Source organism: Saccharopolyspora sp. NPDC049357 (genome assembly GCF_040677225.1).
Lineage (GTDB): Bacteria > Actinomycetota > Actinomycetes > Mycobacteriales > Pseudonocardiaceae > Saccharopolyspora.
On record NZ_JBFAQJ010000011.1, the window covers coordinates 128,600 to 153,355 of the forward strand.

Annotated in this window: 25 protein-coding genes; 16 read left to right on the plus strand and 9 right to left on the minus strand. The window is 68.7% G+C overall.

Annotated features, from left to right (window positions below):
• Window positions 1-27 precede the first annotated feature (27 nt).
• From AB0J91_RS12235 to yhjD, 3 genes are all read left to right on the plus strand, one after another.
• On the plus strand, window positions 28-237 hold the full coding sequence (locus AB0J91_RS12235; protein ID WP_363867200.1) for a hypothetical protein: 210 nt from the start codon (window positions 28-30) through the stop codon (window positions 235-237).
• Between the two features lie 43 nt (window positions 238-280).
• A complete protein-coding gene (trpS, locus tag AB0J91_RS12240) occupies window positions 281-1,324 on the plus strand; it encodes a tryptophan--tRNA ligase (protein WP_363867203.1) in 1,044 nt (347 codons plus the stop codon).
• A gap of 62 nt (window positions 1,325-1,386) precedes the next feature.
• The gene (gene yhjD / locus AB0J91_RS12245; protein ID WP_363867206.1) at window positions 1,387-2,421 is read left to right on the plus strand and encodes an inner membrane protein YhjD; all 1,035 of its coding nucleotides are present in this window, start codon (window positions 1,387-1,389) and stop codon (window positions 2,419-2,421) included.
• Window positions 2,422-2,460: 39 nt separating this feature from the next.
• Here the strand turns inward: yhjD and AB0J91_RS12250 are convergent, their stop codons facing one another.
• Window positions 2,461-3,744 carry a D-alanyl-D-alanine carboxypeptidase family protein gene (locus tag AB0J91_RS12250; RefSeq protein WP_363867209.1) on the minus strand — a complete coding sequence of 428 codons (1,284 nt, stop codon included), beginning with the start codon at window positions 3,742-3,744 and terminating at the stop codon, window positions 2,461-2,463.
• Window positions 3,745-3,837: 93 nt separating this feature from the next.
• On the opposite strand from AB0J91_RS12250, the gene AB0J91_RS12255 reads away from it, so the two are divergent.
• Complete coding sequence (locus tag AB0J91_RS12255; RefSeq protein WP_363789938.1) at window positions 3,838-4,065, plus strand: hypothetical protein; 228 nt, start codon at window positions 3,838-3,840, stop codon at window positions 4,063-4,065.
• A gap of 262 nt (window positions 4,066-4,327) precedes the next feature.
• Here AB0J91_RS12255 and AB0J91_RS12260 read toward each other — a convergent pair whose 3' ends face one another.
• From AB0J91_RS12260 to sdhC, 4 genes are all read right to left on the minus strand, one after another.
• Window positions 4,328-5,128 carry a succinate dehydrogenase iron-sulfur subunit gene (locus AB0J91_RS12260; RefSeq protein ID WP_363867212.1) on the minus strand — a complete coding sequence of 267 codons (801 nt, stop codon included), beginning with the start codon at window positions 5,126-5,128 and terminating at the stop codon, window positions 4,328-4,330.
• Window positions 5,128-6,918, minus strand: coding sequence for a succinate dehydrogenase flavoprotein subunit (sdhA, locus tag AB0J91_RS12265; RefSeq protein ID WP_210970438.1), 1,791 nt, complete (start codon window positions 6,916-6,918; stop codon window positions 5,128-5,130). Before sdhA ends, AB0J91_RS12260 begins: the two co-directional genes overlap by 1 nt.
• 70 nt (window positions 6,919-6,988) lie before the next feature.
• The gene (locus AB0J91_RS12270) at window positions 6,989-7,408 is read right to left on the minus strand and encodes a succinate dehydrogenase hydrophobic membrane anchor subunit (protein ID WP_132675818.1); all 420 of its coding nucleotides are present in this window, start codon (window positions 7,406-7,408) and stop codon (window positions 6,989-6,991) included.
• Window positions 7,409-7,414: 6 nt separating this feature from the next.
• The gene (sdhC, locus tag AB0J91_RS12275; protein ID WP_132685380.1) at window positions 7,415-7,849 is read right to left on the minus strand and encodes a succinate dehydrogenase, cytochrome b556 subunit; all 435 of its coding nucleotides are present in this window, start codon (window positions 7,847-7,849) and stop codon (window positions 7,415-7,417) included.
• Window positions 7,850-8,370: 521 nt separating this feature from the next.
• On the opposite strand from sdhC, the gene AB0J91_RS12280 reads away from it, so the two are divergent.
• The 6 genes from AB0J91_RS12280 to AB0J91_RS12305 all read left to right on the plus strand — a co-directional run bounded on the left by AB0J91_RS12280 (window position 8,371) and on the right by AB0J91_RS12305 (window position 15,586).
• A complete protein-coding gene (locus AB0J91_RS12280) occupies window positions 8,371-9,456 on the plus strand; it encodes a BMP family ABC transporter substrate-binding protein (RefSeq protein WP_363867340.1) in 1,086 nt (361 codons plus the stop codon).
• A gap of 195 nt (window positions 9,457-9,651) precedes the next feature.
• Window positions 9,652-11,184, plus strand: a complete 1,533-nt coding sequence (locus AB0J91_RS12285) for an ABC transporter ATP-binding protein (RefSeq protein ID WP_363867215.1) — start codon at window positions 9,652-9,654, stop codon at window positions 11,182-11,184.
• Between the two features lie 138 nt (window positions 11,185-11,322).
• Window positions 11,323-12,411, plus strand: a complete 1,089-nt coding sequence (locus AB0J91_RS12290) for an ABC transporter permease (RefSeq protein ID WP_363867218.1) — start codon at window positions 11,323-11,325, stop codon at window positions 12,409-12,411.
• Window positions 12,408-13,664: an ABC transporter permease gene (locus AB0J91_RS12295; protein WP_363867221.1), complete on the plus strand. Its 1,257-nt coding sequence runs from the start codon at window positions 12,408-12,410 to the stop codon at window positions 13,662-13,664. Before AB0J91_RS12290 ends, AB0J91_RS12295 begins: the two co-directional genes overlap by 4 nt.
• On the plus strand, window positions 13,661-14,038 hold the full coding sequence (locus AB0J91_RS12300; protein WP_363789924.1) for a cytidine deaminase: 378 nt from the start codon (window positions 13,661-13,663) through the stop codon (window positions 14,036-14,038). Before AB0J91_RS12295 ends, AB0J91_RS12300 begins: the two co-directional genes overlap by 4 nt.
• 255 nt (window positions 14,039-14,293) lie before the next feature.
• Complete coding sequence (locus AB0J91_RS12305; protein WP_363867224.1) at window positions 14,294-15,586, plus strand: thymidine phosphorylase; 1,293 nt, start codon at window positions 14,294-14,296, stop codon at window positions 15,584-15,586.
• Window positions 15,587-15,589: 3 nt separating this feature from the next.
• Here the strand turns inward: AB0J91_RS12305 and AB0J91_RS12310 are convergent, their stop codons facing one another.
• Entirely contained in the window at window positions 15,590-16,828 is a 1,239-nt protein-coding gene (locus AB0J91_RS12310; RefSeq protein ID WP_363867226.1) for a hypothetical protein, read from the minus strand.
• Between the two features lie 345 nt (window positions 16,829-17,173).
• Here AB0J91_RS12310 and AB0J91_RS12315 point away from each other — a divergent pair, with 345 nt between their 5' ends.
• The 3 genes from AB0J91_RS12315 (at window position 17,174) to AB0J91_RS12325 (ending at window position 19,808) form a co-directional block, all read left to right on the plus strand.
• Window positions 17,174-18,262, plus strand: a complete 1,089-nt coding sequence (locus tag AB0J91_RS12315; protein ID WP_363867229.1) for an adenosine deaminase — start codon at window positions 17,174-17,176, stop codon at window positions 18,260-18,262.
• Window positions 18,263-18,370: 108 nt separating this feature from the next.
• Window positions 18,371-19,135, plus strand: a complete 765-nt coding sequence (locus AB0J91_RS12320; protein WP_363867232.1) for a helix-turn-helix domain-containing protein — start codon at window positions 18,371-18,373, stop codon at window positions 19,133-19,135.
• Window positions 19,136-19,283: 148 nt separating this feature from the next.
• Complete coding sequence (locus tag AB0J91_RS12325) at window positions 19,284-19,808, plus strand: sigma-70 family RNA polymerase sigma factor (protein WP_363867235.1); 525 nt, start codon at window positions 19,284-19,286, stop codon at window positions 19,806-19,808.
• Window positions 19,809-19,814: 6 nt separating this feature from the next.
• Here the strand turns inward: AB0J91_RS12325 and AB0J91_RS12330 are convergent, their stop codons facing one another.
• The 3 genes from AB0J91_RS12330 to tnpA all read right to left on the minus strand — a co-directional run bounded on the left by AB0J91_RS12330 (window position 19,815) and on the right by tnpA (window position 22,966).
• Window positions 19,815-21,038: a primosomal protein gene (locus AB0J91_RS12330; protein WP_363867238.1), complete on the minus strand. Its 1,224-nt coding sequence runs from the start codon at window positions 21,036-21,038 to the stop codon at window positions 19,815-19,817.
• A 303-nt stretch (window positions 21,039-21,341) separates the two neighbouring features.
• Window positions 21,342-22,556: a transposase gene (locus AB0J91_RS12335; RefSeq protein ID WP_363867241.1), complete on the minus strand. Its 1,215-nt coding sequence runs from the start codon at window positions 22,554-22,556 to the stop codon at window positions 21,342-21,344.
• Between the two features lie 2 nt (window positions 22,557-22,558).
• Window positions 22,559-22,966 carry an IS200/IS605 family transposase gene (tnpA, locus tag AB0J91_RS12340; RefSeq protein ID WP_363867244.1) on the minus strand — a complete coding sequence of 136 codons (408 nt, stop codon included), beginning with the start codon at window positions 22,964-22,966 and terminating at the stop codon, window positions 22,559-22,561.
• 140 nt (window positions 22,967-23,106) lie between these two features.
• Between tnpA and AB0J91_RS12345 the strand changes: the two genes are divergently transcribed.
• The 3 genes from AB0J91_RS12345 to AB0J91_RS12355 all read left to right on the plus strand — a co-directional run bounded on the left by AB0J91_RS12345 (window position 23,107) and on the right by AB0J91_RS12355 (window position 24,736).
• A complete protein-coding gene (locus AB0J91_RS12345; RefSeq protein ID WP_363789910.1) occupies window positions 23,107-23,688 on the plus strand; it encodes an SMI1/KNR4 family protein in 582 nt (193 codons plus the stop codon).
• An 83-nt stretch (window positions 23,689-23,771) separates the two neighbouring features.
• Window positions 23,772-24,122: a PadR family transcriptional regulator gene (locus AB0J91_RS12350; RefSeq protein ID WP_363789908.1), complete on the plus strand. Its 351-nt coding sequence runs from the start codon at window positions 23,772-23,774 to the stop codon at window positions 24,120-24,122.
• Complete coding sequence (locus tag AB0J91_RS12355; RefSeq protein ID WP_363867247.1) at window positions 24,122-24,736, plus strand: hypothetical protein; 615 nt, start codon at window positions 24,122-24,124, stop codon at window positions 24,734-24,736. Before AB0J91_RS12350 ends, AB0J91_RS12355 begins: the two co-directional genes overlap by 1 nt.
• Window positions 24,737-24,756 lie beyond the last annotated feature (20 nt).

Here is a 24,756-nt window from a genome sequence, read left to right on the forward strand (position 1 = left end):
AGCCGAATATCTCGCGTGATCAGGCGAGTGTCCGCGCCTGGCGCCGTGGTGGCAACGCTGATGCCGGTCACCACGGGCTTCGCCGAAGCCCAGTCCGAGGTCGCCGTGATGGCGTCTCCGTCGATGGATTCGCTCGGCCCGGTCGGCCTGAGCGCCGTCGTGCTCGGCGTCGCCGGCATGGTCGTCGGAGTGTTCCGCAAGAAGAAGATCCAGCCGGAGAACCAGCGCAAGGGTTGAACCCGGTCCCGCGCGCGAGGCGGCGCTTGCGAGAATCGGCTTCGTGAGCAGCGACAGCCCCGCAACCCAGACCAGCGAGCAGACCGCGGGCCGGCCCCGCGTCCTCTCGGGCATCCAGCCGACCGCCGACTCCTTCCACCTCGGCAACTACCTCGGCGCCCTGCGGGAATGGGTCACCATGCAGGACACCTACGAGTGCTTCTACAGCGTCGTCGACCTGCACGCGATCACCGTTGAGCAAGACCCGGGACTGCTCCGGCAGCGCACCCGGGTCTCCGCCGCGCAGCTGCTCGCCCTCGGCATCGACCCCGACCGCTCCGCGCTGTTCGTGCAGAGCCACGTCCCCGAGCACGCGCAGCTGTCCTGGGTCCTGGAGTGCATCGCCGGATTCGGCGAGGCCGGCCGGATGACCCAGTTCAAGGACAAGTCCGCCCGCCAGGAGGCCGACCACGTCAGCGTCGGCCTGTTCACCTACCCGGTCCTGCAGGCCGCGGACATCCTCGTCTACCAGGCCGACGCCGTTCCGGTCGGCGAGGACCAGCGCCAGCACCTGGAGCTCACCCGCAACCTCGCGCAGCGCTTCAACTCCCGCTTCGGCAAGACCTTCACCGTTCCGGCGGCCCACATCCCGAAGGACACCGCCAAGATCTACGACCTGCAGGACCCGACCTCCAAGATGAGCAAGTCGGTTCCCAGCGGCGTGATCGAGCTGATGGAGGACCCGAAGCGCTCGGCGAAGAAGATCCGCTCCGCGGTCACCGACACCGGTCGCGAGATCCGCTACGACGTGGAGAACAAGCCCGGCGTCTCCAACCTGCTGGCGATCTACTCGGCGCTGACCGGGCAGAGCATCGCCGAGCTCGAAACCTCCTACGAAGGACGCGGCTACGGCGACCTGAAGAAGGAGCTCGGCGAGGTCGTCGTCGAGTTCGTGACGCCGCTGCAGCAGAAGGTCAACGCCTACCTCGACGACCCGGCCGAGCTGGACAAGGTCCTGCACCGGGGAGCGGAGAAGGCCCGCGAGGTCTCCTCGCAGACGCTGCGGACCGTGTTCGAACGGGTGGGATTCCTTTCTCCGCTGCGCTGAAGTGATCAACTGCGGGTAGCCTGCCACCGTTCGGGGGATAGCCGTTTGGTGGGAGGCGCACCATGGCGGGGCAACAGGAGCAACCGGGCCGCCTGGCCCGGTTGCGGCAGCGGCACGCGTGGCTCGACAGGTTGATCCGGGCCTTCGGCCGGTATCAGCAGCAGTACGGCGACTACTACGCCGCCGCGATCACCTACTTCAGCGTGCTGGCCCTGGTGCCGCTGCTGATGATCGCGTTCGCGGTGGCCGGTTTCGTGCTGAGCGGGAACCCCGAGCTGCTGGCGAACCTGAGGAGCTCGATCACCACGGCGGTCCCGAGCCCCGCGATGAGCGACATGCTCAACCAGGTCGTCGATCAGGCCATCAAGCAGGCCGGAGCGGTCGGGATCATCGGTCTGCTCACCGCCCTGTACTCGGGGCTGGGCTGGATGACGAACCTGCGCGAGGCGCTGACCGCGCAGTGGACGCAGATCCCGAAACCGCAGCCGATGCTCAAGAGGATGGGCTCGGACCTGCTCTCGCTGCTGGGGCTCGGCCTGGCGATGGCGCTGTCGTTCGGCATCAGCGCGCTGGGCGGCGGGGCCGGACGGCTGCTGCTGGAAGCCGCCGGGTTCGAGCGCAGCGTCATCGCGGGAGTCGTGCTGCGGGTGCTGTCGATCCTGCTGTCGCTGCTGGCCGGGTGGCTGGTGTTCGTGTGGGTCCTCGCGCGGCTGCCGCGCAGCCCGGTGTCCCTGCGCAGCGCCGTCTGGGGCGCGCTGTTCGCCGCCCTGGGATTCGAGGTCCTCAAGCAGGTCGGCGTGATCTACCTGAACACCGTCACGAACTCGCCGGCCGGCGCCGCGTTCGGCCCGATCCTGGGTCTGCTGGTGTTCGCGAACCTGATGTCGCGCTTCATCCTCTTCGTCACCGCGTGGACCGCCACGTCCTCGGAGAACCTGAAACCGGATCCGGTCGAGGCCCCGGGCCCGGCGATCATCCGCCCCGCCGTGCGGGTCCGCAGGGGCGCCGGCGTCCGCACCGCGGCGGGCATGATCGGCGCCGGGGCCGTGGCCGGCTGGCTGCTCCGCAAGCCGACCCGGTCGCGCCGCGACTCCTGACCGGCCTCGCGGGGCCGCGAGGCCGGTCGGCCGCGGTCCTCAGGGGTGTTCCGCGCCTTCGGCCGAGGCCTGGCGGCGGGCTTGGGCTAGCTGGGCCCTGCGCCTGCGGAGGAGCACCGCGACGGCGACCGCGACGAGGGCGACCGCGAGCAGGAACAGCGGTCCGGTGACGCTGCCGAAGAACGACGACTGGCCGGCGCCGACCGCGGCGGGTGGCGGCACGTCGGCCCGTGCGGCCGGGACCGCCTCGGGAGCGCGCGGTGAGGTCGTCACGAGCTCGCCCACCGAGGTGCCCTTGGGCAGCGAGAAGCCGTAGTCGAGCATCGCCATCGTCTGGTGCGACAGCCGCACCGGGCTGTTCTCGCCGCGCACCATCACCGCCACCAGGCGGCGCCCGTCGCGCTGCGCGGAGCCGATGAAGGTGTGCCGCGCGTCGTCGGTGAACCCGGTCTTGCCGCCCAGGCCACCGGGGTAGTTGCGCAGCACCTGGTTGTCGCTCCACAGCTCGAACGGCGGCTGTCCGGGAGCTCCTGGCAGGAACATCATCGGGGTGGCGATGGCGTTGGCGAAGGCGGGTTCGCGCATCGCGACCCGGAAGATCGTGGCCAGGTCGTAGGCGGAGGTGCTCATGCCCGGACCGTCCAGACCGGACGGGGTCGCCGCGCGGGTGTCCAGGGCGCCGATCTCGGCGGCCAGGGCGTTCATCTTCGCCAGGGTCGCCGGTACGCCGCCCATCTTCACGGCCAGCGCGTGCGCGGCGTCGTTGCCGGAGCCCATCAGCATCGCCTGGAGGACTTGCCCGACGCCGTAGGTCATCCCGGGCAGCAGGCCGATGCGGGTTCCCTCCTGGTTGGCGTCCTCCTGGGTGGCCACCAAGGTGTCGTCGAGCTTGAGCTCGCGCAGCGCGGTCAGCGCGGTGAGCACCTTGATGGTGGAGGCCGGGCGCTGCCGGGCGTGGGCGTCCTTGGCGGCGAGGATCTCGCCGGAGTCGAGGTCGGCCAGCACCCAGCCGGCGGCGGAAGCCGCGACGTCCGGGGGCGGGGCGGGCTGGTTCGGCGCGCTCAGCAGCGCGCAGTCGGCCAGCCGGTCACCGCCCACCGGGGTCTCCGGCACCGGCACCGGGGTCGGGGCGGGCTGTCCGGGTGGGGGGACCTCGGAGGTGTCGACGGCGGGTGGTGGTGCTTCGGCGTTGGGGCAGGCGGGCGCCTGCGCTGCGGCGGGCGCGGTGGTCAGCAGCGGGAGGGCGACGAGCAGCGCAGCGAAAACCGGCCAAAACGGCTGTTTCGCACGGGATTTCGTCGAACGATGAGAACGCGGAGGCACACGTGAGAGGTTAACGGGTCACCTCCATGAACGTTCCCGGAGTAACGGGACCGGACCACCGGGTGAGCCCGGTAACAGCGGATACTCGGCCTCGTGACGATTTCTCGCCGAGTTGCGCTGTTCCTGCTGGCCTTCGGGGTCTGGTCCTACTTCCTGTGGCCCACGTTCATGCGCAACATCTGGAACAGCGACCGCTCCTGGGCGCAGGGCAGCCCCACGGCCTACCTGATCGTCCACCTGGTCATCGCCGTGGTCTCCCTGGTCCTGGGCACCATCATCGGAGTCCTCGGCTGGAGGGCCTACCGAGCCACACGCCCCTGACCGGCCCGTTTCGAATTTCGCGCGAAATTCGACTCCACCTCGTGACGCTCAAACTTCGCGCGAAATTCGAATGCTCCCCCGCGCTCGGGTGTGTCTTGCCAGGTCAGGGCGTGATCGGGGGTTGAGGGGTTCGAACTTCGCGCGAAATTCGACCTCGAACTTGGGGCTTCGAATTTCGCGCGAAGTTCGAAAGGCGTCCCTCGAACGTGACGACGGCGCCCACCCCGGATCGGGGGTGGGCGCCGTTCGCGTTGTTGCCGGGTCAGCGGCGGCGGAACATCAGCGCGCGCTTGACCTCCTGGATCGCCTTGGTGACCTGGATGCCACGCGGGCAGGCGTCCGTGCAGTTGAAGGTCGTGCGGCAGCGCCACACGCCGTCGACGTCGTTGAGGATGTCCAGGCGCTCCTCAGCGGCCTCGTCACGGCTGTCGAAGATGAACCGGTGCGCGTTGACGATCGCGGCCGGGCCGAAGTAGTTGCCGTCCGACCAGTACACCGGGCACGACGTGGTGCACGCCGCGCACAGGATGCACTTGGTGGTGTCGTCGAAGCGCTCGCGCTCGGCGACCGACTGGATCCGCTCGCGGGTCGGCTCGTTGCCGGTGGTCTTCAGGTACGGCTGGACCGCCCGGTAGGCCTCGAAGAACGGCTCCATGTCGACGACCAGGTCCTTCTCCAGCGGAAGGCCCTTGATCGGCTCGATGGTCAGCGTGGTCTCGCCGTCCTTGTTGAGCATGTCCTTCATCAGGACCTTGCAGGCGAGCCGGTTGACGCCGTTGATCCGCATCGCGTCCGAGCCGCACACGCCGTGCGCGCACGACCGGCGGAACGTGAGCGTTCCGTCGACGTACCACTTGATGTAGTGCAGCAGGTTGAGCACGCGGTCCGACGGCAGCGTCGGGATCCGGTACGACTCCCAGTGCGGTTCGTCGTCCTGCTCCGGGTTGTAGCGGAGCAGCTTCACGGTGACCATCACCGCGTCGTCCGGGATCGGCGGGGCGTCGTCCGGCAGATCAGACGCAGTGGGGTGGTCCTTGCTCTTTTGCGTGGTGGCGGCAGTCATCAGTACTTACGCTCCATCGGCTGGTACCGGGTGACGGTGACCGGCTTGTAGTCCAGGCGGATGTCGGCCTGGAACCCGGTCAACCCGAGCGGCGCGTTCGGATCTTCGGACTCGGGCAGCACCTTGTACTGCATGCTGTGCCGCATGAAGTTGGTGTCGTCCCGGGAGGTGTAGTCCTCGCGGGCGTGGCCGCCGCGGGACTCCTTGCGGGCCAGCGCCGCGTTGACCAGGGCCTCGGCCAGGTCGAGCAGGAAGCCCAGCTCGATGGCCTCCAGCAGGTCGGAGTTGTACCGCTTGCCCTTGTCGTGCACGGCGATCCGGCCGTAGCGCTCCTTGAGCGCCTGCACGTCCGACAGCGCCGTCTTCAGCGTCTCCTCGGTGCGGTACACCGACGCGTTGGCGTCCATCGTCTGCTGCAGTTCGGTGCGGATGGTGGCGACCCGCTCGCCGCCGCTGGCGGTGCGCAGGTGGTCGACCATGCCCTCGACCAGCTTGGCCGGGTCTTCCGGGATCTCCACGAACTCGTGGCCGTGGGCGTACTCGGCGGCGGCGATGCCGGAGCGGCGGCCGAACACGTTGATGTCCAGCAGCGAGTTGGTGCCCAGGCGGTTGGAGCCGTGGACCGACACGCAGGCGCACTCACCGGCGGCGTAGAGGCCGGGGACCACGGTCTCGTTGTCGCGCAGCACCTCGCCCTGCACGTTCGTGGGGATGCCGCCCATGGCGTAGTGCGCGGTCGGGTAGACCGGCACCGGCTCCTCGGTCGGCTCCACGCCCAGGTAGGTGCGGGAGAACTCCATGATGTCCGGGAGCTTGGACATCAGCAGCTCTTCACCGAGGTGGGTGACGTCGAGGAGCACGTAGTCCTTGTTCGGACCCGCACCGCGACCTTCCAGCACCTCCAGGGCCATCGACCGGGCGACGATGTCGCGCGGCGCGAGGTCCTTGATCGTCGGTGCGTAGCGCTCCATGAAGCGCTCGCCGTCGGCGTTGCGGAGGATGCCGCCCTCGCCGCGGACGCCCTCGGTGATGAGGATGCCCAGGCCGGCCAGGCCGGTCGGGTGGAACTGGTAGAACTCCATGTCCTCCAGCGGCAGGCCCTTGCGGTAGACGATGCCCATGCCGTCACCGGTGAGGGTGTGGGCGTTGGAGGTCGTCTTGAAGACCTTGCCGAACCCGCCGGTGGCGAACACGACGGCCTTGGCCTGGAAGACGTGGATCTCGCCGGTGGCCAGCTCGTAGGCGATGGCGCCGGTGCAGACCTGCTCGCCGTCCGCGCCCTCGCTCATCATCACGTCGAGGACGTAGAACTCGTTGTAGAACTCCACGCCGTGCTTGACGCAGTTCTGGTACAGCGTCTGCAGGATCATGTGCCCGGTGCGGTCCGCGGCGTAGCAGGCCCGGCGGACCGGGGCCTTGCCGTGGTCGCGGGTGTGGCCACCGAAGCGGCGCTGGTCGATCTTGCCCTCGGGGGTCCGGTTGAACGGCAGACCCATCTTCTCGAGGTCCAGGACCGCGTCGATGGCTTCCTTCGCCATGATCTCGGCGGCGTCCTGGTCGACCAGGTAGTCACCGCCCTTGATCGTGTCGAAGGTGTGCCACTCCCAGTTGTCCTCTTCGACGTTGGCCAACGCCGCGCACATCCCGCCCTGCGCCGCACCGGTGTGCGAGCGGGTGGGGTAGAGCTTGGTCAGCACGGCGGTCCTGGCGCGCTGGCCGGACTCGATCGCCGCGCGCATCCCGGCGCCACCGGCGCCGACGATGACCACGTCGTACTTGTGGAATTGCATGGTCGCCTCCTCGGGCTGTGGCGTGACCCGCGATCGGCGTCGGCCTCGCCACGCTGTGGTCTCTGCGGCGCTAGCCGATGTTCGGGTCGAAGGTGAAGATCACGAAGCTGCCCAGACCCACGGTCAGCAGGACGGAGACGTACAGCAGCATCTTCAGCCAGAAGCGTGTGCCGTCTTTGCGGGAGTAGTCGTTGATGACGGTACGAAGGCCGTTGCCGCCGTGCAGACCGGCCAGCCACAGCATCGTCAGGTCCCAGAACTGCCAGAACGGGGAGGCCCAGCGACCCGCCACGAAGGCGAAGTTGATCTTGTGGACGCCGCCGTCCAGGAACAGCATGATCAGCAGGTGGCCCAGCACCAGGAACAGCAGGACCACGCCGGACAGGCGCATGAACAACCAGGCGTAGAGCTCGAAGTTGTTGCGGCGCGCTGCGGGCCGGCTCGGGGTGCGCGGCTTCTCCACGGCGAGAGGTGCGTCGGTGACGGACATTGGCGCTTAACCCCCGAAGATTTCCGTGACGGCGCGGGTGAGCATGCTGATCGCGGCCGGAACCATCAGGACCAGCCAGAGCACGAGCACGGTCCAGAGCATGGGCTTCTGGTACTTCGTGCCCTGGGACCAGAAGTCGACCAGCATGACTCGGATGCCGTTGAACGCGTGGAAGAGCACCGCGGCCAGCAACCCGAGTTCGAAGAGGATCATCACTGGGTGCTTGTAGGTCTCGATGACCGTGTCGTACGCGTTCGGCGACACCCGGACGAGCGCGGTGTCCAGGACGTGCACGAACAAGAAGAAGAAGGTGAGTACGCCCGTGATCCGGTGGGCGACCCACGACCACATGCCCAGATCGCCGCGGTAGAGACGCCCCTTGGCGCGCACGGTTTCGGCGTGCGCCGGTGCGTCGGCCGCGGAGGCGGTGGTGCTGGCCATGGTGGAAGGCCTCCAACCTCGCTGGTGGACTGGCGGCCCCGCGTTCGGGAACAGGGGCGGCCGGCCCCGAGTTGCAGTTGGTCCCAAACGATGTTGGGTGCACGCCCGTCACCGGCCACGAACTGGGGCCTTGACGAATTGGATGCTAGACCCGACTAATCGCCTCGGCCTACTCGCCCGAGCCGTCTGTGATCGACCAGACAAGCCACGCACATCTGTTAATCGAGTAAGAAATCATTTCGTGACACATGAGCAATGCCCAAGCAGCAGCGTCAAGCCTTAATTTCGAGAGTCACGTCACCGGCTGACGTGCACCGCGCACGGAGCGCGTTGATCCACCCGAAAGTGGATCTTCGCTCGGCGCCGCGAGCCCCGCTGATCCGGGGCGCGGCCGGGGGGAGCGCGGTGGTCTCGAATGAAAGGGGAACGGCATGCGGCGAACGCCGACACGATTACGGCGCTCGGGTGCCGGAACGCGGCGCAGGAGCGTCGCCACGGTCGCGCTGCTGCTCACCGGCGCCATGGCGCTGGCGGGCTGCGCGAAGGACACCGGTGGTGGTGGGAGCAACGCCGGTGGGGGGAACGGGCCGTGCCGGCTGAGCGCGCCGCCCGCTGGAGCCCCGGCGGCTCCGACGAGCGCGACGACCCAGCAGATGCCGCCGCCGAACGCGAGTGCGATGCGGGTCGGCGTGGCCTTCGACATCGGCGGGCGCGGGGACGCCTCGTTCAACGACGCCTCGGTCGCGGGCCTGGACCGGGCCAAGGCCGACATGGGCCTGGGGGAGACCAAGGAGCTCGACGCGGGAGCGGGTGAGCCCGAGGACGCCAAGCAGACCCGGCTGCGCCAGCTCGCGCGCGAGGGCTTCAACCCGGTCATCGCGGTCGGCTACGCCTACGCCGACGCGCTCAAGCTCGTCGCGCCGGAGTTCCCCGGCACCAAGTTCGCCATCATCGACGAGCAGGTCGACGGCATGCCGAACGTCACCCCGCTGGTCTTCGCCGAGGAGCAGGGCTCCTTCCTGGCGGGCGTGGTGGCCGCGCACAAGTCGAAGAACTGCCACATCGGTTTCGTCGGTGGCGTGCAGACGCCGCTGATCCAGAAGTTCGAGGCCGGTTTTGCGGCGGGTGCGAAGGCGGCCGCCCCGGACATCAAGATCGAGAACGAGTACCTGACCCCGGCCGGTGACTTCAGCGGCTTCCAGGACCCGAACAAGGGCTCCGAGGTCGCCACCGGTCAGCTGGAAGCGGGCGCCGACGTGATCTACCACGCGGCGGGCGCCTCCGGTAAGGGCGTGTTCGGCGCGGTCAAGGGCGCGGGCGCGCAGGCCATCGGGGTCGACTCCGACCAGTACAACCAGCCCACCGTCGCCGAGTACAAGGACGTCATCATCAGCTCGATGCTCAAGCGCATCGACCTGGCGGTCTACGACTACATCGCCGCCGTCGCCCGCAACGACCTGAGCACGGTGCCGAAGAAGTTCGACGTCGCCATCGACGGGGTCACCTACTCCACATCGGGCGGCAAGATCGACGACCTCAAGACCACCCTGGACGCCTACGAGGCCGCGATCGCGGGCGGTCGGATCCAGGTCCCGGACAAGCCCTGATCGCGGGCGGCCTCCGGCCTGAGCAGTGATGATGAAGGGCACCTCGCTCTCACCGCGCGTGCCGGCGAGGTGCCCTCCCTCGTTTCGCCCTCCTGGTTGGCGGTTTCGCGCCAAGATGCCCGGTCGTGCACCGAAACCGTCCATTGTTGAGCGTCCATCTGTTTCGCTGCCGGTGGAGACGAGCCCTGGAGCACCATGAACACCTCTGCCGACCCGGTGTCCGGCGGCCCACCGGCCGTCGAGCTGACCGGCATCACCAAGACCTTCCCCGGCGTCGTGGCCAACTCCGACGTCAACCTCACCGTCCGCGCGGGCGAGGTGCACGCGCTGTGCGGTGAGAACGGTGCGGGCAAGTCCACCCTGATGAAGATCCTCTACGGGATGCAGGCGCCGGACTCGGGAACCATCCGGGTGCGCGGCGAGGAGAGCGCCTTCCGCACTCCGGCCGAGGCCATCAGGACCGGGATCGGCATGGTCCACCAGCACTTCATGCTGGCCGACAACCTGACCGTGCTGGAGAACGTCGTGCTCGGCGCCGAGGGTGCCCACGGCATCGGCGGCAGGGCGCGCCGCCGGGTGCAGGAGCTGGCCGAGCAGGCCGGTTTCGAACTCCGGCTGGACGTGCTGGTCGAACGCCTCGGCGTCGCCGACCGGCAGCGGGTGGAGATCCTCAAGGTCCTCTACCGGGGCGCGCGGATCATCATCCTCGACGAGCCCACGGCGGTGCTGGTGCCGCAGGAGGTCGACGAGCTGTTCACGACCCTGCGCACCATGCGCCGGCAGGGCTTCACGTTCCTGTTCATCTCGCACAAGCTCGACGAGGTGCGCAGCATCGCCGACACCGTCACGGTCCTGCGGCGCGGCACCACCGTCGGCACCGTCGGCGCGTCCGAGGTGACCAGCCGCGAGCTGGCCGAGATGATGGTCGGCAGCGAACTCCCCGTGCCCGAGCACGGACCGTCCACAGTGACCGATCGCGAAGTGCTGACGGTGTCCGGGCTTTCGGCCGCCGAGGCGGGCCGTCCGGTGCTCGACAGCATCGACCTGACGGTGCGCGCGGGCGAGATCGTGGGCATCGCCGGCGTCGAGGGCAACGGCCAGACCGAGCTCGTCGAGGCCATCATGGGCATGCGCCCGGTCGCCTCCGGGCAGGTCAAGCTGGGCGACCGGGACATGACCGCGCTGGGCACGCTCGCCCGCCGCGAGGCGGGCATCGGGTACGTGCCCGAGGACCGGCACCGGCAGGGCCTGCTGCTGGACGAATCGCTCTGGCAGAACCGCATCCTCGGCCACCAGACGCGACGCCCGGTCTCCCGGGGCCGGTGGCTGGACCGGCAGGGCGCCAAGGACGACACCCGCCGCATCGTCGAGCAGTTCGACGTGCGCACCCCCGGCATCGACGTCGACGCCGCCGCGCTCTCCGGGGGCAACCAGCAGAAGCTCATCATCGGCCGGGAGCTCTCCGGCGACCCGAAGCTGCTCATCGCCGCGCACCCGACGCGGGGCGTGGACGTGGGCGCGCAGGCGGGCATCTGGGAGCACCTGCGCAACGCGCGGGCCGAAGGGCTCGCGGTGCTGCTTATCTCGGCCGATCTGGACGAACTCATCGGTCTGTCCGACACCATCCGGGTCATGTTCCGCGGCGGCCTCGTCGCCACCGCGGACCCGCGCTCGGTGACCCCGGAGCAGCTGGGAGCGGCCATGACAGGGACCCAGGAGGCGGTGTGAGACGCACTCTTCTTTCTTCTCGCAGCGCCGACCGGGGTGCGGGGTGTCCCCGCAAGTCACAGGAGGCGGTGTGAGACGCACTCTTCTCTCTTCTCGCAGCGCCGACCGGGGCGCGGCCCGCAAGACACGGGAGGCAGTGTGAACACCTGGCGAGCGCGGTTGCTGCCGCCGGCCTTGGCGATCGCCTTCTCCGCGGTGCTGTGCAGCGCGGTGCTGCTGATCTCCGGGGCTGATCCGATCGCGACGCTGCTGGAGATGGTCGCCCAGGTCGGTCGTGGCACGACCGCCGTCGACATCATCAACACCGCGGGCGCGTACTACCTGGTGGCGATCGCCGCCGCGATCGGGTTCCAGATGAACCTGCTCAACATCGGCATCGAGGGCCAGTGCCGGCTCGCCGCGTGCGTCGCCGCGATCGTGGCAGGCGCGGTGAGCCTGCCGTTCGGCCTGCACGCCGCGCTGGTCGTGGTGGTCGGTGCGGTCACCGGTGCCGCGTGGTGCGGGATCGCCGCGCTGCTCAAGGTCTACCGCGGGGTGTCCGAGGTGATCTCCACGATCATGCTCAACACCCTGTCCATCGGCCTGATCGCCTTCCTGGTGCGGGTCTTCGGCGAGATGCGCGGCAACAGCCAGGGCACCGCGATCATCCCCGGCAGCGGCCTGGTGCCCGGCATCCCGCTGGGCGGTGCGGGCACGGTGTTCGGCCTGGTGCTGCTGGCGGTGCTGGTAGGTGTCGGCTACGCGCTGCTCGTCGACCGCACTCGCTACGGCTTCGAGCTGCGCGCTTCGGGGCTGTCGCCGACGGCGGCCCGCGCGGGCGGGGTGAACTCCAAACGCATGATCCTGACCGCGATGCTCCTCTCCGGAGCCATCGCGGGCCTGGCCGGGCTGCCGGAGATCCTCGGCCGCGACCACACCTTCACCGTCAACTTCCCGACCGGCTACGGCTTCGCCGGCCTGGCCATCGCGCTGCTGGGCCGCAACCACCCGCTCGGCGTCGCGTTCGGCGCGCTGCTGTGGTCCTTCCTGGACAAGAGCTCGCTGACGCTGGACAACATCGGCGTTCCGAAGGAGATCGTGACCATCCTGCAGGGAACCATCGTGCTGGCGGTGGTGGTCGCCTACGAGCTGGTGCGCCGCCGTGAACTGGCCGCTGAGCAGCGGCGGGTCGGCAAGGCCGTGGGGACCGCCGAGCCGGTCGCGGTGAGCGGAGGTGAGCGGGCATGACCGCCGTGGTGGCAGAGAGGACGGCTTCCGCTCGCGGCGGGAGGACGATGCCCGGCTGGGCGCGGGTGCTGCTGTGGGTCGTGGTCGGGTTCGTCGCGCTGGCGATCACCTCCTACCAGACCGGAGTGCCGCAGCTGACCGGTTCGGGCACCGTGCAGGCCGCCGTGCGCCTGGGCATCCCGATCCTGCTGGCCGCGCTCGGCGGCCTGTGGGCGGAACGAGCAGGCGTGATCAACATCGGCCTCGAAGGCATGATGATCATGGGCACGTGGGGTGGCGCCTGGGCCGGCTACCAGTGGGGCCCGCTGGCCGGTCTGATCGCGGCGGCCGTGTTCGGCGGGCTCGGCGGACTGCTGCACGCGATCGCCACGGTCTCCTTCGGCGTCAACCACATCGTCTCCGGCGTGGCGATCAACCTGCTCGGAGCGGGCGCGGCGAAGTACTTGTCGACGCTGATCTTCGAGCCGATCTCGCAGAACCCGAGGCAGTCGCCGCCGGTGCCGAAGTTCGACACCTACTCGATGCAGCCCCTCACCGGCTGGCTCCAGCAGCTGGAAGACCTGCAGCGGGTCGGGATCTCCGACATCGCGGGCATCCTCGGCGGTCTCGTCTCGGGCGTCTCGCCGCTGACGATGCTGGCCTACCTGCTGGTCCCCGCGAGCTACCTGGTCCTGTGGCGCTCGCCGTTCGGTCTGCGGCTGCGGTCCTGCGGTGAGAACCCGGTGGCCGCCGAATCCCTCGGTGTGAACGTCTACCGGTACAAGTACATCGCGGTGATCATCTCCGGTGCGCTGGCCGGGATCGGCGGCGCGGCCCTGATCCTCAACCCGGGCCAGGCCGGGTACCTCGAAGGGCAGACCAACAACCGCGGCTACATCGGCCTCGCCGCCATGATCTTCGGCAACTGGCGACCGGGCGGCCTGCTCGGCGGTGCCGCGCTGTTCGGCTACTCGGACGGTCTCCAGCTGCGCAGCGGCGAGACCAGCGTGCACGCCCTGTTCTACGGGGCCGCGCTGCTGCTCGTGGCGGTCGCGGCGTGGCAGATCTGGCGGCGCAACCGGTTCGCCGCAGGGCTCTCGCTGGTGGCGGCCGCGGTGATGTACTCGATCTACTGGTTCACCGACGAGCTGCCCGAGGAGCTCACGGCCTACACCCCGCACCTGGTCACGCTGGTCGTGCTGGGCGTGGCCGCGCAGCAGCTGCGACCGCCCGCGGCGAACGGCCTGCAATACCGGAGAGGTGCCGACCAGTGACCGACATCGACTGGGAATCCCTGCGCGCCAAGGCCGTCGAGGCCGCCGCGCTGGCCTACTGCCCGTACTCCGGGCTGCAGGTCGGTGCGGCGGCGCTCTGCGACGACGGACGCGTGGTGACCGGCTGCAACGTCGAGAACGGCTCCTACGGCGTGACGTTGTGCGCGGAGTGCACGATGGCCGGTCAGCTGCACCTCACGGGCGGCGGCCGGTTCGTCGCCGTCGCCTGCCGCAGCGGCACCGGCGACCTGCTCATGCCCTGCGGCCGCTGCCGCCAGGTCCTGCAGGAGCTAGGCGGCCCCGACTGCCTGGTCGACACCCCGCGCGGCGTCCTCCCGATGAGCCAGGTCCTCCCGGACGCCTTCGAACTCTGACCCACCGATGCCCCTCACCCCGCCCCGGCCGGGCCCGGGTGACGCGATTTCAGTGGAACTCAGGTTTCCGATTTCAGTGGAATTCGGGGTTCTGAGTTCCACTGAAATCGCGTCACCCCCGGCGTGGACGGGGCGATGACCGACGCGAAGATCACTCGATCGAGGTGCATTCGACCGGATGTGCATTTCCGCGGGTGGGTTGCGCCTCTGTATTGGTGGGGGTGGAGCGAGCAGGTGAGTGCTGGAGGTGCCGTCGTGTTTTCCGCAGTTGACGTGATCCGGGCGAAGCGTGATGGGTCGCGGCTCAGCGACGAGCAGATCGACTGGGTCGTCGACGCCTACACCAGGGGCGACGTCGCCGACGAGCAGATGGCGGCGCTGGCCATGGCCGTGCTGCTGCGGGGCATGTCTCCGGAGGAGACCGCCCGCTGGACCGCGGCGATGGTCGCCTCCGGCGAAACGCTCGCGCTCGGCGGCCTGCCCAGGCCAACGGTGGACAAGCACTCCACGGGCGGAGTCGGCGACAAGATCACTCTGCCGCTGACACCGCTGGTCGCCGCCTGCGGCGCGGCGGTCCCGCAGCTCTCGGGCAGAGGACTGGGCCACACCGGGGGCACGCTGGACAAGCTGGAATCGATCTCCGGCTGGCGGGCGAGTCTGACGGCTGCGGAGATCCGCGACCGGTTGCGCGACGTCGGCGCCGTGATCTGCGCGGCGACCGAGGGCTTGGCACCGGCTGATCGCAAGCTCTACGCCCTGCGCGACGTCACGGGAACGGTCGAGTCCGTGCCGCTGATCGCGAGCTCGATCATGAGCAAGAAGATCGCCGAAGGGGTGGAGTCGCTGGTCCTCGACGTCAAGTGCGGTTCGGGCGCCTTCATGAAGACCCCGGACCAGGCGAGGGAGCTCGCCGCCGCGCTGGTGGACATCGGCGCGGCCAACGGGCTGCGGATCAGCGCTCTGATCACCGACATGTCGGTGCCGCTGGGCCGCGCGGTCGGCAATGCCGTGGAAGTCGCCGAGAGCATCGAGGTGCTGCGCGGCGGAGGGCCGCCGGACGTGGTGGAGCTGACCGTCGAACTGGCCCGCGAGATGCTGCACCACGCGGGAGTGTCCGATGTGGACCCTGCGGAGGTGCTGGCCGACGGCCGCGCCCACGAGGTCTGGTGCCGGATGATCTCCGCCCAGGGCGGAGACCCCGAAGCGGAACTCCCGCAGGCCCGGCACGTCGACACCGTCACCGCACCGGCGTCCGGAATGCTCACCCGGCTCGACGCCTACGCCGTCGGCCTCGCGGCGTGGCGGTTGGGAGCGGGCCGGGCGCGCAAGGAGGACGCCGTCGACCACGCCGCCGGCGTCCTCTGCCTCGCCAAACCGGGCGAGCGGGTCACCGAGGGCCAGCCTCTGCTGGAGCTTCGCACCGATCGGCCCGAGACCCTCGCCGCCGTTCGCGAATCCCTCGAGGGCGCGTATGAAATCAGCGGTGCCGACGTGAAGTCGACACCGCTGATCCTCGACAAGGTCACCGCGGACCGGTCATCCGGCTGAGGCTCAGGCGCTCTCGGCCGTGAAGTCCTCGTCGCCGCCTTCGATCGCCTTGTTCTCGCCGTTGTCCCGCTTGGCGCTCTTCGAGCGTCCGCGGCGCTGCTGACGGGGCAGCGTCGTGGGCGGCGGCGGGCTCGACTGGGCGCTGCCGCCGAGGATGAGCTCGGCGAACGTGGCCATGGCCTCGTCCAGCTGACCGGCGTGCCGCTGCTCGCTCTCCTCGTTGGCCTCGCGGACCAGGGCGTTGAGCTTGTCGGCGTCGGGACGCTGGGACAACGTGCCGGACAGCTGCGAGAGGTTCTGCGACAGCGTGCCGCCCAGCTCGCCCAGACCGGTCTTGACGCCTTCCTCGACGTTGTCCAGCCGGGTGCTGACGCCCTGCTCGACGGTGTCGATGCGGGTGTTGACGTTGTCCTCGACCTGGGTGAGGCGGCCGGAGACCTGGTCCAGCCGATCGGTCAGCGCCTCCAGGCGCTGCGCCAGGTCGTTGAGCTTGTCGGTCGGGTCCACGGCCGGGCGCTCGGCGAGGTGGTCCAGCTTGGAGTCCAGCTGGTCGCGCGAGCCGGAGACGGCCTCCGCGAGCTCCTTCTGCGAAGCGGCGAGCTCCTTCTGGGCCTCGCTGAGGCCCTTCTGGGTCGTGCCCGCGGAGTCGGAGACCGCGCGCTGCAGGGCCTCGCGGGTCCCGTCGAGGTGCTCGTGCACGCCCTCGTCGATCTCGGCGAACCGGCCGCGCAGGCTGGTCTCCAGCGAGTCGATGCGGTCGCGCACCGGGTCGTTGACCGACGCCGGGAGGGCTTCGAGGCGGCTGTCCTGCTTGTCCAGGTGCGAGCCGAGCTCGTCCATGCGCTTGTGGATGTGGCCGAGCTTGTCCTCCAGGCCGTCCATGCGGCCGGAGACGCCGTCCATCCGCCCCGCGACGCCGTCCAGGCGGCCGTCGAGCTGGGCGAAGGGCTTGGCGAGCTTGTCCACAATGGTCTCGACGGCGCCCTTGAGGTCCAGCAGCGCACCGTCGTGCGCCTCCAGCTTCGCCAGCGTCTCGTCGAGCCGCTCCGCGAGCACGCTGACCTCGGTGCGGTCGGGCAGCTCGGACAGGCGCTTGCGCACCGAGCCCAGGGACTCGAGCGGGGAGAGCCGGGCGTGGATTTCGTCGAGTGCGTCGAAAATCTGCTGTTGTTCGCTTTCGCGGATCTCAGCCGCACGCGTGAGCATGTTGCGCATGCGGTCGAACGACATGTTCTCGGTCACGGCTAGGGGCGTCCTTCGTCGAGGGGTGTGAGGACTTGAGAAGCCTAGCCACTGCATTCTCGCGCTCATAGCCGCCCCCCGTTACATTCCGCGACACCCATCCGCCAATTGGGGCCGATCAGCCCTCAGCGGATGGGCTATTCGCATCAAGCATCCGGAACTGAATGCTCTAAGAAAGACATCTGCATCCATCTGGGTGAGTTTTTTCGCAGGCACCGCTCGGCCAATCGGTTGTGAACCCCGATCGGCGCAGTGGTGGACGCCCGCTGAACAGCGCTGAAGCCATGGGGTGATCACGTGGTGGCTCTGTGTGAGCCGCCGGAACGAGGCGGGTAACGTAGTCGCATGTCGACACCGGTGAACCTGGAAAACATCCGGCAGGCGCCGAAGGTGCTGCTGCACGATCACCTCGACGGCGGGCTGCGTCCGCAGACCGTCCTCGATCTCGCCCACGAAGGCGGATATCCCGGGTTGCCCCACGACAACGCCGATGACCTCGCGCGTTGGTTCGTGACGGCCGCGGACTCGGGCTCGCTGGAGCGCTACCTGGAGACCTTCGCGCACACCGTGGGCGTGATGCAGACCAGCGACGCCCTGTTCCGCGTCGCGGCCGAGGCCGCCGAGGACCTGGCGGACGACGGCGTGGTCTACGCGGAGGTCCGCTACGCGCCCGAGCTCTTCCAGGAGCGAGGCCTGACCCTGGACGAGATCGTGCAGACGGTGCAGGACGGTTTCCGCGAGGGAGAACGCCGCGCGGAGGCCGCCGGCAAACGAATCCGGATCGGCACGCTGCTGTGCGCGATGCGGCAGAACGCGCGATCCACCGAAATCGCCAATCTCGCCATTCGGTACCGGGACGCGCAGGTCGTCGGCTTCGACATCGCCGGCCCGGAAGCGGGATTCCCGCCCACCCGCAACCTCGACGCCTTCGAATACCTGCGGCAGCAGAACGCGCACTTCACCATTCACGCAGGTGAGGCGTTCGGATTGCCTTCCATTTGGGAGGCCATTCAGCACTGCGGCGCAGAACGGCTCGGGCACGGGGTGCGGATCGTCGACGACATCAAGGTCGACGACGACGGCACGGTGCACCTGGGCCGGCTGGCCTCCTACGTGCGGGACCGCCGCATCCCGCTGGAGATGTGCCCCTCGTCGAACCTGCAGACCGGCGCGGTGTCCTCGCTCGCCGACCACCCGATCGGCCTGCTGGCCCGGTTGCGCTTCCGCGTCACGATCAACACCGACAACCGGTTGATGAGCCACTGCTCGATGTCCAGCGAATTCGCCGCGCTGCACGAGACCTTCGGCTACGGCTGGGAGGAGTTCCAGTGGTTCACGGTGAACGCCATGAAGTCGTCGTTCCTCGGCTTCGACGAACGGCTGGCGATCATCAACGAGCAGATCAAGCCGCGGTACGCGGACGTGCTGTCCTGACCGGGACACCGCGATGGCGCTAGGCTGCACAGTCTCCGGCGGCACACCGTCGTGCCGCCGGAGATGCTCAGCACAGGTTCGAGTCGCCGCACTGTCCTGGAGGCGCAGGTGAGCAGGACCAGCGAACCCACGTTGATCGCGTCGGTCCAGCGCGCGCTCCGGCTGCTGGAAGTCGTCGGCGAGCACCCCGGCGGGGTCACGGCGAAGTGCCTGGCCCGCAGCACCGGACTCGCGCTGTCGACGACCTACCACCTGCTGCGGACCCTCGTCCACGAGGGCTACCTGGTCAAGCTCGACGACGGCGCGTTCATCGTCGGCGAGCAGGTGGCCGGTCTGCACGATTCCGCGCAGGCGCAGCAGCTGCGCGCCAAGATCCGCGGCGTGATGGTCGAACTCCGCGAAGACCTCAAAGCGGCGATCTACCTCGCCCGCTACCAGGACGGCGAGGTCCAGGTCGACGAGATCGTGGACAGCCCGCGCACGCCCAGGGTCGACGCGTGGGTGGACTTCCGGCAGGCCGCGCACGCCACCGCGGTCGGCAAGTGCCTGATGGCCGGGCTCAGCAAGGACGAACGCGCCGACCACTTCCGCAGGCACCCGCCGGAAGACCTCACCCCGCGCACCATCACCGGTGTGCGCGAACTGGTGGAGCGCCCGTCATCGGAGCTGGTCGCCGACACCGAGGAGTACTCGCTGGGCACGGCCTGCCTGGCCGCTCGCGTTCAGAGCGCGACCTCGCCGGTGACGCTCGCGATCTCGTTCCCGGCCCGCAAGCTCGCCACCACCGGCGACTACGTGCGTCCGCTCAGCGCCGCGGCCGACGAGATCTCCCGCGCTCTCGCGCTGGCAGGCGATCGGGCCTGCTGGAGCTGACCGAATCCGTGATCACCATTTGAAAATCGGCGCCTTGTCAACCTCTCCGGCGAAACGCGAAAATTTTTGCGCAAGAAGCCAGTGAGGGGTTGACCCGATGTCAGCGGGCGACGATGGGACGTTGCTGCACGAGGTCCGAACAGGATCGATGATCGCGTTCGCAGAGCTCTACGCCCGGCACAGAACAGCAGCGCACACCATGGCTCTGCAGGTCGCTGCGGTTCCGGCCGACGCCGACGACCTCGTTTCGGAGGCGTTCGTCAAGATCCTCGACGTGCTGCGCAGGGGGAGCGGGCCGGAGCGGGCGTTCCGCGCGTACCTGCTCACCACGATCCGCAACCTCGCCGCGGGCGTCAACGCCAAGTCGCGGCGAACGCTCCTGGCAGCCGACATCGACGAGTTCTGCGAGCCGGAGGATCCGGTGCAGTTCACCGAGTCGGCCATCGGGGAGTTCGAAAAGGCCTGCGTGAGCGAGGCGTTCGCCCGCCTGCCCGCGCGCTGGCGCCAGGTCCTGTGGTCGGTCGAGGTGGAGGACCAGACGCCGTCGGACCTGGGCCGCCGCTACAACCTCAGTCGCAACAGCGCGGCGGCCCTGGTCTACCGGGCGCGAAAGGGACTCCGCCAGGCCTACGAGCAGTGCCTCGCGGCACCGGAGCTGACCTCGGCCGCCTGAGCCGGGTCAGTGCTTGCGGAAGCGATCTTCGAGATCGGCCATGAGCTTGCGCCAGGTCTGGACCTCGGCGTCGAACGGCGGGCTCGGAGGCATCCGGTTCGGGCTCGGGCGCAGGATGAACGACACCAGCCAGCCCAGTCGTTCCGAGGACTGCAGGGCGTTCTCGGCGCTGTCGTCGCCGGCCCAGGCCGCCGCGTCGAGCAGCAGCTCCTCGGCCAGGTCCAGCTGGGTGGGGTCCACTTCGGACGGGCCTTCGCCGAGGTCGGTGTCCAGACCGGCCAGCACGTAGGTGTTGTCCGACTCGACCTCGACCTCCAGCTCGCCGCCGGTGGCCGCGTCGCGCAGGCGCTGCCAGGTGGCCACCCGCGCCAGGTCGGTGCTCTCGACGGCTTCGTCGTCGGCCAGGAAGCGGGCGAGCGCGCGCCGCGAGGTGAACACGTCGATCTTGCCGTCGTCGCCGAGGAAGACCGGGTCGTCGCCGAGGTAGCAGCGCAGCGTGTAGAGCTCGCTGTCGCTGGTGACGATCTGGATGGGATCGATGCCGATCTCGCCCCAGAAGCCGAGTTCGACCTCTTCGATCTCGTCCACATCGGAGGCCGAGGCGGTGCTGTCCTCGTCGGAGTAGGTCTCGGTCGCCTCGGCGAGCTCGGTCTCGGCGGTGGCGACGGCGTCCGCGGGCACCTCGGGGGTGGTCACGACGGAGTCGATGGCGTCGAGCACCTCGTCCCAGCGCTCCACCACGACCTTGCACAGCTCGTTCCAGCGCTTCTGCCCGTCGCGGCCGTTGAAGGCCAGCATGCCCTGGTTGAGCAGGGAGAAGCCGTCGGCCGAGTCGAGGACCTCGTCCACGGCGTCGAGCTCGCACACCTCGGCCAGCGACCGGGCGATCTCGACGATGTCGGCGAGTTCGGCGACGGTCCAGGTGTCCAGCGGCTCCGCCACCAGCTCCGGGACGCCGACCAGGTCGAACTGGTGGTCCTCGTCGGGACTGAGCTCGACGGCCGACAGCGCGGGCACCACGTGCCACGCCGGGTGGTCGTCGAGGTCGTGTTCCCGTGCTGTGCGCACGAACGCGGCCAGCCGCGCGGGATCGGGGAATCCGTAGAGGTCATCCCCGTACCCGAGGAACGCTTCCCATTCCTCACCATCTTCGCGCCAGTGCGGTGCCCACAGGGTGACGACGTCTCCCTGCGGCAGCCCGAGCTCGATGGGGACGATGTCCTGCGCCATCTCTCTACCTCCGGTCACCAGAACCAGACCCCGCGGAAGCCTACGGGTTGGCCGTGGACGGCTTGTGCCCTGGTCCGGTGTCACCGTATCTGGTTCGATCATTGCAACGGCCGACGGAACAGTTGGTAACGATCCCCTGTCGCTTCTCGGACTTGAGGGCTACCCGGATCCGCTGTTCGGTCCAGCGCCTTCACCGTTCGTCTCCGAAGTCCCCTTTGGCGGTACCGCCCCGCTGCGCGGCCCGAGACCATGATCAGAGTGACTCCACCCAGGCGTGAACGCGCGGGCTTCCTCCAATGCTGCTCAGGCAGCGTCGGAGAGGACCAGCCCGGCCCTTGTTGCGATGTTGCCCGCTGCGTTGACGTCCGCGTTGGCTGTGTGGCCGCAGCGTTGGCAGACGAACTCGGCCTGGCTGATGCGGTTGGCCGCCGTGACGTGCCCGCACGGGCCGCACGTACGAGACGTGTTGCGGGCGTCCACCGGGATCACTCGCCGACCGGCTCTTTCAGCCTTGTCCGCCAGGATCGCGAGGAAGTGCCCCCAACCCGCGTCGAGAATGCTCCGGTTCAGTCCGGATTTCGCCGCCGCCCCGTTGGGCAAGAACTGCCCAGGTCGTTCTGGATCAGGTTGGGGTTTCGCAGCGGAGGTCATGCCGCTGATGTTGAGGTCTTCGTGCGCAATCGCATCGTATGCGCGCACGACCGCGAGCGCGGTTTTGTGGTGGTGATCCAACCGCTGTCGACGCACCTTGGCGTGCAGCTTGGTGACCTTGCGGGAGGCGTTGCGGTGTTTCTTGGTGCGCAGCGACATGCGCACGCGTTTCGGGAATGCCTCCAGTTCACGCTGTGCCTCGGCGAGCTCTCCGCTCGCTCGCTGGGCATGGCGTGGGTTGGCGAAGTGCTCGCCGTGGCTGGTGGTCAGGAAGTGCTCAACGCCCATGTCGATACCGGCGGCACGGCCGGTTTCGGGAAGCGGTTCGGCAAGGATGTCGTCGCACGACAAGACAACGAACCACCGGGCTGCTTGACGTGTGATGCTGATCGTCTTGACGCGCCCCTCAACGGGCCTGTGCTGGTGAACCGGAACGTGCCCGACCCCTTGCAGGCGGACACGAACCTGGGTGTCGTCCGGAGTGGAGTCCCACCAGCACCCGTCGCCGTCCTTCGGAAAAACGACCGTGTCGAAGTGTCCCTTGCCCTTGAAGCGCGGGTATCCGGGCTTTCCGCCGTTGCGCACGCGCTGGAAGAACGCTTCGAACGCCTTGTTCAACCTGCGCAGCGTCGCCTGCTGAGACGAGAACGACCACCGTTGCTGACCGTCCGGATCGGTGGTTCGGATGTCTTTGAGCTGGGCGGATTGGTCACCGTATCGGACGCTGGTCTTCGACGGTTGGTTGTAGGCATCCCGGCGTTCTTGCAACGCGGCGTTGTAGAGGTCGCAATGATCAGCCAGCATCGCTCGCAACGCCTGCTGCTGCTTGCGAGTGGGGCGCATCAGGAACTTGTACGAGCGGCGCACGGCTATGCCCGTTCCTGCTGCGAATCGATGTATTGCTGCACCGCATCCGCGCTGAGCGCACCTGCTGATGCGGCGAAGTACGACGATGACCACAACGTCGGCAACCGAGATCTCAATCGCGGGAACTCCGCACGCAGCACGCGCGAGGTGAACCCCTTGAACTGGTTCGCCACGTACGAGGCCGACGACTTCGGATCATGTTCGACGAACACGTGCACCTGGTCGGGCATGACTTCAAGCGCTGGGATCTCCCACCCGCGCTCGGCCGCCTTATCCCGGAGCAGCTCCTCCAGACGTTCCGCGACCGGTCCATCAAGCACCGGGCGGCGGTACTTGGGGCACCACACCACGTGCAGCCCCAAGTCGTACACGCCGCCGGAGAAATGGCGAGCCCTCCTCGTCGCGGCCATGAGCTGATTATACAGGCAGTGCAGTTATAACTTGGAAGGGAGGAAGGCGAGGTTCAGCGCTTGTTTGCGACGCACGGTCGCAAAACGTAGCGCCGATCCACCCCGCGCCCAGGGCGGCGGGTTTCCTCGCCGAATGAGCGATGGATGTCACGGAGCTGTGGAGTCAGATCGCGCACTGGCTCGGGCGACATGCGCCGGTCACGGCAGCCGCTCTGCGTCCGCCAGTCCAGGAACCTGACTTCGTCGAGCTCGAGGGCGAGTTCTCCGTTGCACTGCCGGACGAGTTGCGAGCGCTGTGGATCTGCTGCGGTGGTACCGAGGGCGATGTGCTGGCCGACGTGCTGCCGCCGTTCTACACACCTTACGGCGCGCACCAGGCGTTGTCGGCGTGGCGCGATCACCGCAAGACCTGGACGGCGCAGTGGGACCGGCCGGCCTGCGACTACTACGCGGGATCGCCGGGATCGAGCTTCCACCCGTCGTGGATCCCGATCGCCGGTGATGGTTTCGCCGATGAGCTGGTGGTCGACCTGCGGCCGGGGCCGTTGCGCGGGTGCGTGCTGGAGTGGGAGCAGGAGCACGCGCAGGTGCTGCGGCCGGAGTGGCAGGGCATCACGGCGATGCTCGCCGACGTGCACCGAGCGCTGACCGACGGCGTCCCAGCCGGGCACAGCTACCCGACCGTGACCGAGGACGGCCGTCTGGACTGGCAAATCCGCTGATCAGATCCCCATCGGAGTTCCGGTGGGGATTTTCTCCGACCTACTAGTTGGTGTCACACACTAGTCGGTGTTACGTTGTAGTCATGGCGGAACGGACGACGGCCAGGCAGACGCAATGGCTGCGCGGGGTGCTCGACCTCGCGGTGCTGGCGCTGCTGGCCGAAGGCGGAGAGGGCTACGGCTACACGCTGCTGCAGCGGTTGGCCGAGGCCGGACTGCCGGACATGAAAGCCGGGACGCTCTACCCCCTGCTCAATCGGCTGGCCGCCGACGGCCTGCTGCAGGCGGAGTGGCGGGCGGGCGAAGGCGGCCCGGGTCGGAAGTTCTTCTCGCTGACCGATCAGGGCCGCGCCGCGCTGGCGGAGATGGGGCCGAAGTGGGTCGAGTTCGCCCGGAACTCGATCGCCGTTGTGGAACGAGGGGTGCGAGCATGATGACGCTGGACAAGTACACCGATGACCTGCACAAGGCGCTGCGCTTCCACGAGATATCCGGTGAGCGCGTGGGCGAGGTGCTCGCCGAGGTCGAGGCGCACGTGGCCGAGACCGGTGAGGACCCGGTGGACGCGTTCGGCAAGCCGCGCGACTACGCGCGGCAGGTCGCCGCGCAGCTCGACCCGGCCACCGGCAAGCGCTCCACCGGCGGCATCGTGCTCACCTTCGTCGCCATCGCGACGCTGGCCCTGTTCGGCCAGACCTTCTTCGGCGACGGGCTCGCCCTGGACGAGGCGGGGGTGGTCTACACGCTGCGCGACGTCGTGGCGCAGCCGCTCCTCCTGGTGGCGGTCGTCGTCGTGGCCCTGTTGGTCTACCTCGCTCGCACGGCCTCCGCGAGCAACAAGCTCTACGCCGGTGGGGCCGTCGTCGCGCTGATCGCGGGCTTGGGCGCCCAGGTGATCTGCAACAAGTACCTCGACGACGAGACTCCGGTCATCACCGCCCCGAGCCGGCTGATCCTCACCCTCGGCGTCGTCTTCCTCATCGGCATGTTCGCGATGCTCGCGCACTCCATCCGCCGAGGCCGGGTCCGCTACCCGAACAAGAATTGACGTCGTCCACCCGAACGCGA